The sequence below is a fragment of the Vibrio sp. 10N.286.48.F5 genome (assembly GCF_041469785.1).
Classification (GTDB): Bacteria; Pseudomonadota; Gammaproteobacteria; order Enterobacterales; family Vibrionaceae; genus Vibrio; species Vibrio crassostreae_C.
The window spans coordinates 239,863-253,295 of record NZ_JBFRLG010000022.1 but is presented as its reverse complement, the minus strand read 5'-3'; the positions used below and the strand labels follow the sequence as shown (position 1 = coordinate 253,295).

Here is a 13,433-nt window from a genome sequence, read left to right as displayed (position 1 = left end):
GACTCCGGGAGGCGCCTCCACTATTCAAAGTTGAAAGGCCAGCAGAAATGCTGGCCTTTTTGCTATCTGAAATTCTAAACCCTCATGCTATGTTCAAACTTCCACGTATGCTCTCTAATCAGTAGCACCACTAGGAACAAGCTATATCAGATCACTTTTGTGCCGGTCTTTTCTTTATGTAAACCTATCATTTGCTAAACAACCAACAGCATCTGTTAACCAATTGCGCCGTTTGTGAGTGGAATGAGTGGGGAATGGAAAAGGGCGACTGTCTTTTGCGTCATTAAATTCTTCATATTTATACATAGTTGCTCATGATCCTGTAACGCTTTCATGAGTTATTACACTTATTATGACCACAAGTGAAAATGATTGTCATTTACTTGTGTTACTGCTAACCTATTGTGAAACTTTACAACATCTTATCTAGTGCACGAAAGTGTATATAAAACCCCGCTAAACCTTATTAAACCTACGGTTATTCGTTTGCTTCGTATGATAAATCAGCAGATCTACCTCTTTTGTCCTACCCCTTTAGGGTAGTTCGATTTCGTAATTGATTTACATCATATTTTCATTTTCTTTCATAATTCATTATTCGCTCAGTTAAGAAATATATAACCTTCAGGAATTCTTATGAGCAAGATGAAGCTAGTCGTAATCGGTAACGGGATGGTCGGCCATCGCTATATCGAAGATTTAGTCGAGAAGACAGACGTTGCTAACATGGACATCACAGTCTTCTGTGAAGAGCCTCGCGTAGCCTATGATCGTGTACACCTTTCTTCTTACTTTTCACACCATACTGCGGACGAACTTTCTTTAGTTAAAGAAGGCTTCTACGAGAAACACGGCATCAACATGCTGATCGGTGAGCGTGCTATTAACGTTAACCGTGAAAAGAAAACAGTTTACTCAAGTACTGGTCGTGAAATTCAATACGACAAGCTAATCCTTGCTACAGGTTCATACCCATTCGTTCCGCCAATCAAAGGTAACGAAGGTAAAGACTGTTTCGTTTACCGCACAATCGAAGACTTGAAAGCTATCGAAGCAACCGCTAAGAATTCTAAATCTGGTGTGGTTGTTGGTGGTGGTTTGCTTGGTCTTGAAGCTGCAGGCGCACTAAAAGCTCTTGGTGTAACCACGCACGTTGTTGAGTTTGCTCCAAAGCTAATGGCTGAGCAGCTTGACCAAGCGGGTGGTAACCAACTTCGTCAAAAAATCGAACGTATGGGCGTTAACGTACATACAAGTAAGAACACGCTTGAGATTGCTCCTGAAGGCACTGAAGCTCGTAACGTAATGCGCTTTGCAGACGGTACAGAGCTAGAAACTGATTTCATCGTATTCTCTGCTGGTATTCGCCCACAAGACAAACTTGCTCGTCAAATGGGGCTGGGTATTGCACCACGTGGCGGTATCGAGATTAATGATCACTGTCAAACGACAGACAAAGACATCTACGCAATCGGTGAGTGTGCGTCTTGGAACCAAACGTTCTACGGCCTAGTGGCTCCTGGTTACAAAATGGCAACGGTAGCGGTTGACCACGTTGTTGGTAACGAAAGCACATTTGAAGGTGCTGACATGTCTGCGAAGCTTAAGCTTTTGGGCGTGAAAGTAGGCTCTATCGGCGATGCGAACGGTCGTACTCCTGGCTGTAAGAGCTACGTTTACCAAAACGAAGAACAAGAAGTTTACAAGCGTCTAATCGTTTCTGAAGACAACAAGAAGCTGCTTGGTGCAGTAATGGTTGGTGACACGTCTGACTACGGTGATCTTCTACAGCTTATGCTGAACGAAATCGACCTACCAGAACACCCAGATGCATTGATTCTTCCTGCTCATGCTGGTGCTGAAAAGCCAACACTTGGCGCGGATTCTCTTCCTGAGTCTGCTGTTATCTGTTCTTGTTTCGATGTGACTAAAGGCAAGATCGCTCAAGCGGTTGCTGAAGGTCACCACACAATCGGTGATATCAAAGCAGTAACAGGCGCAGGTACTGGTTGTGGTGGTTGTATTCCACTAGTGACTTCAGTACTAAACGCTGAACTTGCTAAAGCTGGTGTTGAAGTGAAGAACGACGTGTGTGAGCACTTTGCATACTCTCGCCAAGAGCTTTTCCACCTAATTCGCATCGAAGAAATCAAAACGTTCGATGAGCTATTAGAGAAATACGGTAAAGGCTACGGCTGTGAAGTATGTAAGCCTCTAGCAGGTTCTATCCTTGCTTCTTGCTGGGGTGAACACATCCTTAAGCCTGAATTAGTGAAGCTGCACGATACCAACGACAACTTCCTAGGTAACATGCAAAAAGACGGTACTTACTCTGTAATCCCTCGTATGGCGGGTGGTGAAGTAACACCTCAAGCACTAAGCGTTCTTGCTGATGTTGCTGCTGAATACAACTTGTACACCAAGATCACAGGTGCACAACGTATCGGCCTATTTGGTGCTCAGAAAGATGACTTACCAGCAATCTGGAAGAAGTTAATCGCTGCAGGTTACGAAACGGGTCAAGCTTACGCAAAAGCACTTCGTATGGCGAAAACATGTGTAGGTTCTACTTGGTGTCGTTACGGCGTTCAAGATTCAGTTGGCCTAGGCGTGATGATCGAGAACCGTTACAAAGGCATCCGTACTCCTCATAAGATGAAGTTTGGTGTGTCTGGCTGTACTCGTGAGTGTGCTGAAGCTCAAGGTAAAGATTTAGGTATTATTGCGACTGACGCAGGTTGGAACATGTATGTATGTGGTAACGGTGGTATGAAACCTCGTCACGCAGACTTACTGGCAAGCGACCTAGACCAAGAAACGCTAATCAAGTACATCGACCGTTTCATGATGTTCTACATCCGCACGGCTGCGCCACTACAACGTACTTCGGTATGGATGGACAACCTAGAAGGTGGTGTTGATTACCTACGTGAAGTGATTGTAGACAACAAGCTTGGTATCAATGACCAACTTGAAACTGACATTGCTGGCCTAGTTGATAACTTCGCTTGTGAATGGACAGATACAATCAACGACGAAGCTCAACTTAAGCGCTTTGCACACTTCATCAATGCTGATGACCGCGATGATAACGTTGTGTTTGTTGAAGATGGTCGTGAACAACACCGTCCTGCGACATTCACTGAGAAACACCCTGAAGCCATTACTTCAAAGCATCAGGGCGACATCATTCACGTAGAATCTGTTTAAGGGGAGACGACATCATGGCATTTACCAAAGTTTGTAAGATCGAAGACATTATCCCAGGTACAGGTGTTTGTGCGTTGGTTGGTGGTGAGCAAGTAGCTGTATTCCGCCCAACGAAAGCTGAAGAAGTATTCGCGATTAGCAACACAGACCCTTACTTCCAGTCAAACGTGTTATCACGTGGCTTGATTGTTGAGCACAAAGAAGAGCTTTGGGTAGCAAGCCCACTTAAGAAGCAACGCTTTAACCTAGCAACAGGTGTGTGCATGGAAGACGAGAACTTCAACGTGAAAGCGTACAAAGCTCGTGTTGCCAAAGGCGCTGTAGAAATCTCTGCTTAATCTTCGGATGAGTAAAATTTGATAGTTCAAGGGTTCTAGTTCTCGATATTGCCTTAACTCGGCAACTAGAGCCTTTTCCTATCCAATTTTAACTTTTAATTTAAACTTTTTAAGGACAACCTTATGTCTCCTGATTACAAACCAGCTGAATTCGTTCAAACGATGATTGATGTGGGTGAAGCGAAAACGAAAACAAGTACTCGCGATCTTCTGATTCGAAGCACTATGGCTGGTATCATCCTTTCTCTAGCGGTTGTTGTTGCTATTACAGCAATGGTTCAAACCGGTATTGGCCTTGTTGGCGCACTTGTGTTCCCAGTTGGCTTCGTCATTCTAAGTGTAATGGGTTATGACCTAGTAACTGGCGTATTCGGCCTTGCACCTTTAGCGAAATTCGACAACCGCCCAGGTATTACTTGGGGTCGTATCCTACGTTGTTGGGGTATTGTTGGTCTTGGTAACCTTATCGGTTCTTTGATTGTTGCTTTCCTTGTTGCAGTATCACTAACGGGTAACTTCTCTTTAGAACCAAACGCTGTTGCTCAAAAGTTCATTGCTGTTTCTACAGGTCGTAGCCTAGGTTTTGAAAACATGGGTATGGACGGATGGATCACGTGTTTCGTACGCGGTATCTTCTGTAACCTTATGGTATGTCTAGGTGTGATTGGTAACATGACTGCACGCACAGTATCTGGCCGTGTAGCAATGATGTGGTTCCCAATCTTCATCTTCTTCGCACTCGTATTTGAGCACACAGTGGTAAACATGTTCCTATTCCCACTAGGTATGATTCTTGGCGCTGATTTTGGTATCGCGACATGGTTGAACTTCAACCTTATCCCAACAATCCTAGGTAACATCGTTGGTGGTCTATTAATGACGTGTGTTCCTCTATACCTAACTCATGCTAAAACAGCTCCTTCTCTAGGCGCTAAGTAATTAGATAGTTCTAGGTTAATGAGCAACTAATAATGTGTGTTAAGCCCCAAGCTGTTGATTTGGGGCTTTTTTGATCTTAACACTCTCTACTTTGATAACCGTGCACCTAAGGCGAGCAATGTGTGCTTGATGATGGTGCAAATGTCAGGGTTTTCCAACGTAATAGATTGTTTTGTTATATAAACTTCTATCTTGATTAGAATTAATCGTAAAGTTTTATGGCAACAACTGATAGTCTAAGAAGTAGGGATATTGGTGATTCATACAACGATGAATCGTCATACAGAATTAAGCTTGAAATATAACAAGCTAACTTTCGGAGCAAAGCATGTCAGAAGTATCGCCATCGAATGTTAAAACAGGAAACACAGGATTTGTTTCATTAGTAGGTGCGGGTCCGGGCGACCCAGACTTACTTACGTTAAAAGCGGCACGAGTGATTCAACAAGCAGACGTTTTGGTTTATGACCGCTTGGTATCAAAGGATATCTTGGCGATGGCTAACCCAGAAGCGGAAATGCTGTATGTGGGTAAAAAGCTCGATCATCACTGCGTACCTCAAGATCAGATCAACCAACTATTGGTCACTAAAGCACAAGAGAACAAGCATGTAGTACGCCTTAAAGGTGGAGACTCATTTATCTTTGGTCGTGGCGGGGAAGAGTGTGAAACACTGGCTGAAAATGACGTTAGATTTGAAGTGATTCCGGGCATCACAGCTGCTGCCGGAGCAACGGCTTATGCGGGCATTCCGTTGACGCACCGTGATCATGCACAAAGCGTGCAGTTTATTACAGGTCACTTGAAGAAAGATGGCGAAGATATTGACTGGCAATCTCTTGCTCAGCACAACCATACCATCGTGTTTTACATGGGCTTGAAAGAGAGTCCGAACATTCAGAAGAATCTACTCGATAATGGTATGCGAGCTGACATGCCAGTTGCGATCATCGAAAACGGTACACGCCAAGAACAAAAGGTGTTTAGAGGTGGGTTACGTGATTTAGCTGACCTTGCGAGCGTCGCAAAGAGCCCAGCGCTGATTGTTGTAGGCAGCGTGGCTCAGCTCCATGAAAAACTGGCTTGGTTTAACAAACAAGCTTGATCGTTTGACCTTCTAATTGGATCTCTAAGCCACTACTGAGTCCATCAAGAATCAAATACTGCAGCGGCTGCCTTGTCGCTGCATTTCTTGTTGGCGCATCGGCATTTCGTCAATGATATTGGTGATCTGTTTCCAATCTGTTTTGCCACTCCATCGGTGCTTCTCTTTCCCGTCTTTACCAATCAAAACAGCGGTATGTGATCCTTTCGGGATCTCGTAAATACTGGTGACTGCTTCTAAGTTAAACTCTTCTTCTAACCAAGTTGGGACTGTGTAACCACTCTCAGCAATAACCATAATGACGACATCCCGTTCGTCCAATTGACAGTTATTGAGCAACACTTCATTCAGAAACTCTTTAACGATTGAATCTTCCTTTGGAGCGAAATAAATCACACTGCGGTGTGGCAAAGGCTTTGAGTGAGAATAAGCGGGGTAGGCGAGTACTGAATTGATGGTTAAGCTCATGATTATTAACGTGCTGATGGTCAGTAGTTTAAGCAAACTAAACCAGCTACCAGAGTTTGATGGTTGATTTAAAGTTTGCATCGCTTTGGTTGTGTCGATGCTTACGATCGAATTGTGTGTTTGTCGGTGCAGCATTGCCAACCTCCCTTTAAAAACTCTAAGCCTGAGTACGATTTGAACGCTACGTAAAGAAGAAGGTGAAGATCAGAACCACCTAAGAAACGCTCAAAACAAATCCACTTACAATAAGCATAGTTAGGATTACGTAAAGACACTTAGCTTTACGCTAAAGATATTAGATTTACGTTAACGATAGCTGGCAGGTTCATTTTTATTGAGTAAAGCGACTCGCATTTTACAATTGAATAGAATAGGGTATACGGAAAATCTAAAGGTATGAATTTATGGAAAACATAGCAATTTTGGTCGACGTTCAGAACGTTTACTACACGACGCGCGACAAATACCGTTCTAACTTCGACTATAACCAGTTTTGGTATGTTGCCACGGAAGGGCGTAACGTTATTGCAGCTAATGCTTACGCAATCTCAAGCCAAGATCCAAAGCAGCGTCAATTTCATCATATCCTTCGTGGTGTGGGCTTTAATGTGAAGTTAAAGCCGTTTATTCAGCGTCGAGATGGCAGTGCAAAAGGCGATTGGGATGTGGGTATTGCGTTAGACGCGATAGAACTTGCTGAGACGGTTGATACGATTGTTTTGGTATCAGGAGACGGTGATTTCGAAATCCTTGTAGAGCGAATCAAAGAGCGCTTTGGCAAGCCTGTTGAAGTGTATGGTGTTCCCGGGTTAACTGCTCAAAATCTTATCGATTCTGCATCAAAATTTGTACCGATTGAAAAAGATTTTCTTCTATAGAGGAAATCGGGCACTTTATAATTGAAATCAATAATAACGATAATTAGAATGCAAACAGTTCTTATTTATCGGTATGTGTAATGTCTCGCGTTTTAGTTGTTGATGATGATATTCAGTTGTGTGAATTACTGGGTGAAGTGTTAGAAAATGAGGGGTATCACGTTGATACTGTTCATTGCGGTGAATCCGCGCTTGAGTTTATTCAATCTCACCCTGTCGATTTGGTTCTACTCGATGTAATGCTTCCGAACCTAAGCGGCATTCAAGTAGCAAGACGTATTTGTCAGCGTTTTGCTACTCCCATTCTTATGCTAACCGCGCTTAACGACGATGCCTCAATGCTCGATGGCTACCAAGCAGGCGCCGACCAGTACATCGCTAAACCTTTCAATGTTCCTGAACTCTTAACCCGTATTAAGGTGATCTTGCGCCGAGTGGGTTTTGAACGCCAAAGACAATCTTTAGCTTCCTCTAATCACGGCTTGTGTGAACAACTCTCTCGTTTGCCATTAACTGGCACTGAAAAAGACTTGCTTGATTATTTGGTCAAAAATGACGGTATTGTCGTCTCAAAATCTGATCTGCAAATCCATGTACTCAAGAAAGAATTGTGTCCCTTCGATCGTAATTTAGATATGCATATCAGCAATATACGTAGAAAGCTCGTTCAGGCAGGTTTGTCTAAACAACATATAAAAACCGTTCGTGGTAAAGGTTACAGTTACCTAGAGTCGGTCGGAGCATGAGTAAAAAACTGCTGCGTTGCCCTGATTTTATTGCTAAGCGTAAAGACGGACTCACTTTCCAACTGTTCAGTTACCTGACCGTCATTTTGGTGAGTATTTTGATCCTGCAAGGTGTCGCTGAAAGAGCCTTGATGAAAGCGCTGCTTAAAGTCCCAGAATCGGTAAAAGCGGAAATGCTCGACCTTGCTTACCAAGCGAATGTGTTGATCGAAGAAGGGGACATGGATGAACTCGCGGACTGGGGTAATGCTCAGCAGTATTATCTGTTCGTCATTGATAAAGACAATCGTCCGATCACACATCGTCACATGCACCCACATTTTGAATTTAAGCTCAAATACTTAAGAACGTTAGATCACCAACTTAGTGATCGTGTGAGTAAGCCGATCTTCGGCCTACCACTGGATAACGGTAAAACACTGGTTATCCAACTACCGCACCAGTTTCATCCCGCAAAATCTTTTGCGCCATATTCCTATATGCTTAAAGCATTGATTGCATTGGTCGTATTGTCTCTGTTCTCGATTATCATGGCCAAAAGCCTTCAGCAACCGTTGGATAGATTGAGAGAAGCGAGCCGCAGACTGGCTCAAGGTGACTTCACGGTCAGTGTGGTGTCGGAGTTGAACTCCACCACGCGTGAATTCAACGAGCTTGCACACGATTTTGATTATATGACCTTTGAGATTAAATCTCTGGCTGAAAAGCAACGTTGTTTGATTCGTGATGTCTCACACGAGTTAAGAACACCATTAGCAAGGCAAAACCTCGCACTACACCTGCTGCGCAGCAAGGTTGATGATAAAAGCATTGGTTTGCTAGAACGAATGGAAAATGAAACAGAAGAGATGAATAAGCTGGTGGGTGAGATACTTGAATTTAGCCGCTTAGAAACCTCTCGCTATGACTCCAAGTTAAGTTTAATGCACCTTGAGCACTATTGTTCAATGTTGATCGCGCAGATGCAAAACGATTTAAAACCGAATCAAACTTTGATTGGTTCCCTAGAGACGCCGATATCAATGGTGAACGTTGATGAGAGGCTACTGCTTCGAGTCATTGGTAACTTGGTCGGGAATGCCATTAAATACGCGGGTGAGAACGCTCATGTGGTCGTGACGACATACGAACAGGTAATGGATAGACGTTACAGTGTAATATCTGTAGAAGATGACGGTGATGGTATTCCTGATAACAAGATTGCAGGTATATTCGACCCGTTTACTCGTATTGAATCAGCAAGAGACAAACGGTCTGGTGGCTACGGTCTGGGCCTTGCGATTGTTAAAGAAGCGATGGGTGTGATGAATGGACATGTAACTGCTGAGAATAGAGAAGGTGGGGGATTGAGAGTAAATCTAATGTTCCCAATCGCTGATTAGCTTCCTGCTGTTACCTGTCTTGCTCCATAGATAACTATGACTGAAAGCGTGCTAAGAAACATAGCTTAGAAATATTGCTCAGAAATATAGCTTAGAAACATAGCCCAATAAAAACGCCACTGCATCTGCAGTGGCGTTTTTCTTTATGCGCTTTGGTATGGGCTAGGCGTAGCCATTAATTACGCCTGAGCTTGAAGACAAGAGCATAAGATAAGCGAGACTATGCCTGTTGGCGAGCTAGCTTAACTTCTTCTTCTTTCTCACCTGCTGCTGGGTCGTTGAAGCGAGACTCGTCTAGAGCGCCTTCAGACTTAGCAACGATGATAGATACGGCACTATCACCTGTGATGTTTACAGCGGTACGAATCATATCAAGAAGGCGGTCAACACCCATGATTAGAGCAATACCTTCAAGCGGCAGGCCAACTTGGTTCAATACCATCGCTAGCATAACAAGACCAACACCAGGGACACCTGCAGTACCAACAGACGCCAGTGTCGCCGTTAGGATAACCATTAGGTAATCACCCATTGAAAGGTCGATGTTGTACGCTTGCGCGATAAACGCCGTCGCAACACCTTGCATGATTGCAGTGCCGTCCATGTTCACAGTTGCACCTAGTGGTACTGTGAAAGAAGCGACTTTGTTGTCTACGCCCATACGGTTCTTAGCCGTTTCCATAGTTACTGGAATTGTTGCGTTCGAAGATGCTGTTGAGAATGCAAACATGATTGCATCTTCCATCTTACGTAGGAACGTAATCGGACTAAGACCTGTGAATCCTTTAAGCATCGCACTGTAAGTCACCAAGCCATGCAACAGCAGGGTACCAGCAAGCACTAAGAAGTATTCTGCTAGGTTCCAAATTGCACCTAAGCCAAGGCCAGAGAACAGTTTCGCCATCAAGAAGAATACGCCGTAAGGAGCAAGGTTCATTAGTAGCGCAACTAGCTTCATGATCACTTCGTTTAGATCAGAGAAAACTACAGCGATACGTTCACCGGGTTTGCCCGCTGCACTGATTGCGATACCAAACAACACTGCAAATACGATAACTTGTAACGTTTTGCCCTCAGCCATCGCCTGAATAGGGTTGGTTGGGAACATGTCGATGATTACTTGGCCCAGAGAAGGGGCATCCGCTGATTTGAAAGAGCTCGCAGCAGTAAGATCCGCACCAGCTCCAGGTTGGAACAGGTTACCGATAGTTAATGCTAGAGTGATGGCAACGGCAGTAGTACCGATATAAAGTGCAAGCGTTTTGCCACCCATACGGCCAAGAGTTGATAAGTCTTTAAGAGAACTTGTACCGCACACTAGTGAAACGAAGACTAGAGGCACAACAAGCATTTTTAAACTGGCGACAAAGATTTGTCCGCCCACTTCAAAGAGTCCGTTAACGATGTAGTTGTTAACAAATCCGTTGTCTGCAAAAAGGGATTGAATGGCGAATCCCGTTAATATACCTACGACCATACCGAGGATTACTCGACCAGTCAGAGACATAGGTTTCTTGGTATTCATTTAGAACACTCCTTATTATTTATAACTTTGATACCTTTTCAAAGTGAGCAGGAGATTAGCAGTCGGATAATCAATTCGAAAAACAAAAAATGAGTTTGGAATTATAGATGTGATCAAAATCACTGATAATTGTGTAAATTAAACAAATAAAAACAAAATAATTCACTATTAATTTACATCTATCGAGGGTTTTATACATAAATTTGTCGTTTCAAAGGTAGTAAATAAGAAGAGATGATTTTCTTATCAATCTTCACGTCTTCAATTGACTGAACAAATACCGTTGTTTCAAAAAATTCGGTGAAGATAACCAGTCGATTTACGTCCATGAGCCTTAACTATTTGTATTGAATGGTTTTGTTGAACTCCTCAAATATGACTCACCGACAGGCCTTTACAAAACTTTACGAATGCAAAGAATGTAAATTTAATGCAAATGGTAATAGTTATCACTTATATTCACTCCCGAAATAATTCAGTGGTACCGGCAACGGTTCAGCGAACACATCGAATAAATAACAAAGTGTTCGTCTAAAAGAATAAAAGCGGAGTAAAGGACATGTTTTCAAAGAGCCCATTGGCTTTAGTGATCGGCGCAGTATTAGCTTCACCAGCAGTATTGGCAGAAACAGTAAAAACAGACGAGCATATGGTTGTTGAAGGTCGTGACTACGGTTATAAAGCCGACACGAACACAACAGCAATGCGCATGGAGGCGACTCAATTAGAGACTCCGGGACAAGTTTTAGTAATCGACGAGCAAATCATCGATGAACAGCGTGCAACAACGCTTGGTGACGTGCTTAAGAATGACGCGAGTGTAAGTGCTGGCGGTACAAGCCGTAACCGTGAACGTTTCTCTCTACGTGGTTTCTCGGTAGAAAGCTCTTCGGGCTTCCTTAAAAATGGCCAGCAACATTGGTCTCACTACCGTCAACCAATCGAACTGCTAGAGCGTGTTGAAGTACTAAAAGGACCTTCTGGTCTTCTTTACGGTATTTCTGCACCAGGTGGTTTGATCAACATGGTAAGCAAAAAGCCAACTTACGATACGCAAGTAAGTGTTAGCCAAGATATTGGTTCTAATGACCATTCTCGTACAACGGTAGACGTAAGTGGCGCTTTGAACGACGCTGAAACTCTACGTGGTCGCGCGATTCTATCTAAAGAAAGCTACGGCTCTTGGAGAACTTATGGTGACGGAACTGAACCACAAACAGAACGTTTTGTTGGTGGTGTATTCGTTGATTACGATGTAACTGAAGACGTGACAGTTTCTGTTCATTACGACAAAACTAACGACGAAGGTAGCGTAGATTCTGGCGCTTTATACACGCTAGACGGCAACCGAGTAGGTAGCGACAAGCACATCTGGGATGCACAGTGGTCACAGATCGAGAATGATGTTGAGAACGTTGGTTTTGATATTGCTGCTAACCTGACTGATACATGGTCATTAAAAACAGGTTTCAACTACCAAGATTTCGAACGTATTGATATGGAAAGCTACCCAAGCTTTTCAAATATGAATCCTGATGGTACGGGCACCGTGACTCAAGGCGGTAACTACCGTCATGATAAATGGCGTTTCAGAACGGCTTACGTTGATCTAACAACAACCGCTGATCTTGCGGGCACAGAGCACCAACTATTATTCGGTGCTAACTGGTTAGGCTACAGCTATTACCGTGGTATGGATCGCTTCAGCAGCGCTGAATACGCACCAGATGCAACAGTACCAGCGCCGTCAGTGGGTCCAACATCGCTAGGTAAGATGAGTACTTACGATACTTGGGGCTTCTACATCCAAGATTTGATTACTATTAATGATGAATGGCAAGTTCTTGCGGGTGCTCGTTTCGACCGTAAAGTAAGTGATGGCGTAGCAGAAGAAAATGTAGCGCCTAAGCTTGGCCTGATTTACCACCCAGCATCAAACGGTAGTATCTACGCTTCTTACTCTGAAAGTTTCGAACCACAAGGTGTTGTCTCTAGCGGTAGCCGTAACTACACCAACGATGGCGAACTTCTTGATGCCGCGACGGGTGTTTCTTACGAAGTCGGTACTAAGTGGGAGCTGATGGACGAACGTCTATTCGTTTCTGGTGCGGTATTTGATATTACCCAAGAAAACATCTCAATGGATGTAGAAGACACTTCATCAGGCGATTGGACGAAGACACAAGGTGGCGAACAAGTTCACCGTGGCGCTGAGTTAGCAGCGCAAGGCTTTATCTCAGAAAAATTCTCTATGTCTGGTTCTGCAATGTACTTAGATGCTGAAATCACGAACCATGAAACATATGAAGGTAACCGTCCAGTAGACGTACCTGAGTTTGCAGCAAGCGTTTGGTCTACCTATGCAGCAACAAACGAAGTTGATGTGAACCTGGGTCTTATCTACGAAGGTTCTCGTTACGGCGATAGCGCGAACACATTCAAGAAAGACGGCTACGCACGTGTCGATATGGGTGCAGCATACACGCTTAAGTACGACGATTCTCTTGATTTCGTAGCGCGTCTAACAGTCGAGAACGTATTTGATAAAGAATACCTAGCGGGTGGCGGTTCAACATCTTCAAACCACCAATTTGCTGAAGACGTAGTAATCGGCGAAGGCCGTAACTACATGGCGACTTTACAGGTAAAATACTAATTTGTTAGTAGGGTACTATTGTTAGCCTAAATACTAAGGGGAAAGTTTCGGCTTTCTCCTTTCGTGATTCTGCTATTCAGTAAAATATCCCTAGTAATGCGAGTGACTTTTAATGATAATGAGAGTGCTTATCAATAATAGTATTTATCAATAAAATGTATTTGACCTTCTTCTATAGTAAATGAC

10 protein-coding genes are annotated in these 13,433 nt (G+C 43.5%); 8 read left to right on the top strand and 2 right to left on the bottom strand.

What is annotated here, in order from left to right; all coding sequences use genetic code 11:
- The first annotated feature begins 636 nt into the window (after nucleotides 1-636).
- From nirB to cobA, 4 genes are all read left to right on the top strand, one after another.
- A complete protein-coding gene (nirB, locus tag AB4185_RS14410) occupies nucleotides 637-3,210 on the top strand; it encodes a nitrite reductase large subunit NirB (RefSeq protein WP_017062560.1) in 2,574 nt (857 codons plus the stop codon).
- 14 nt (nucleotides 3,211-3,224) lie between these two features.
- The gene (gene nirD / locus AB4185_RS14405; RefSeq protein WP_017069123.1) at nucleotides 3,225-3,548 is read left to right on the top strand and encodes a nitrite reductase small subunit NirD; all 324 of its coding nucleotides are present in this window, start codon (nucleotides 3,225-3,227) and stop codon (nucleotides 3,546-3,548) included.
- A 123-nt stretch (nucleotides 3,549-3,671) separates the two neighbouring features.
- Nucleotides 3,672-4,487 (top strand): formate/nitrite transporter family protein, encoded by an 816-nt coding sequence (locus AB4185_RS14400; RefSeq protein ID WP_017062558.1) that lies wholly within the window; start codon nucleotides 3,672-3,674, stop codon nucleotides 4,485-4,487.
- Nucleotides 4,488-4,815: 328 nt separating this feature from the next.
- Nucleotides 4,816-5,592, top strand: a complete 777-nt coding sequence (gene cobA / locus AB4185_RS14395; protein ID WP_017066845.1) for a uroporphyrinogen-III C-methyltransferase — start codon at nucleotides 4,816-4,818, stop codon at nucleotides 5,590-5,592.
- A 51-nt stretch (nucleotides 5,593-5,643) separates the two neighbouring features.
- Here cobA and AB4185_RS14390 read toward each other — a convergent pair whose 3' ends face one another.
- A complete protein-coding gene (locus AB4185_RS14390) occupies nucleotides 5,644-6,141 on the bottom strand; it encodes a DUF4174 domain-containing protein (RefSeq protein WP_372072954.1) in 498 nt (165 codons plus the stop codon).
- Between the two features lie 323 nt (nucleotides 6,142-6,464).
- Between AB4185_RS14390 and AB4185_RS14385 the strand changes: the two genes are divergently transcribed.
- The 3 genes from AB4185_RS14385 to AB4185_RS14375 all read left to right on the top strand — a co-directional run bounded on the left by AB4185_RS14385 (nucleotide 6,465) and on the right by AB4185_RS14375 (nucleotide 9,066).
- Nucleotides 6,465-6,938, top strand: coding sequence for an NYN domain-containing protein (locus tag AB4185_RS14385; protein ID WP_010429860.1), 474 nt, complete (start codon nucleotides 6,465-6,467; stop codon nucleotides 6,936-6,938).
- Between the two features lie 80 nt (nucleotides 6,939-7,018).
- Nucleotides 7,019-7,684, top strand: coding sequence for a response regulator transcription factor (locus AB4185_RS14380; protein WP_017062555.1), 666 nt, complete (start codon nucleotides 7,019-7,021; stop codon nucleotides 7,682-7,684).
- Nucleotides 7,681-9,066: a sensor histidine kinase gene (locus AB4185_RS14375; protein ID WP_136979549.1), complete on the top strand. Its 1,386-nt coding sequence runs from the start codon at nucleotides 7,681-7,683 to the stop codon at nucleotides 9,064-9,066. Before AB4185_RS14380 ends, AB4185_RS14375 begins: the two co-directional genes overlap by 4 nt.
- Nucleotides 9,067-9,286: 220 nt before the next feature.
- Here the strand turns inward: AB4185_RS14375 and AB4185_RS14370 are convergent, their stop codons facing one another.
- Nucleotides 9,287-10,591 carry a dicarboxylate/amino acid:cation symporter gene (locus tag AB4185_RS14370; protein ID WP_372135588.1) on the bottom strand — a complete coding sequence of 435 codons (1,305 nt, stop codon included), beginning with the start codon at nucleotides 10,589-10,591 and terminating at the stop codon, nucleotides 9,287-9,289.
- Between the two features lie 559 nt (nucleotides 10,592-11,150).
- Between AB4185_RS14370 and AB4185_RS14365 the strand changes: the two genes are divergently transcribed.
- Nucleotides 11,151-13,247, top strand: coding sequence for a TonB-dependent siderophore receptor (locus tag AB4185_RS14365; RefSeq protein WP_372135587.1), 2,097 nt, complete (start codon nucleotides 11,151-11,153; stop codon nucleotides 13,245-13,247).
- The last annotated feature ends 186 nt before the right edge of the window (nucleotides 13,248-13,433 follow it).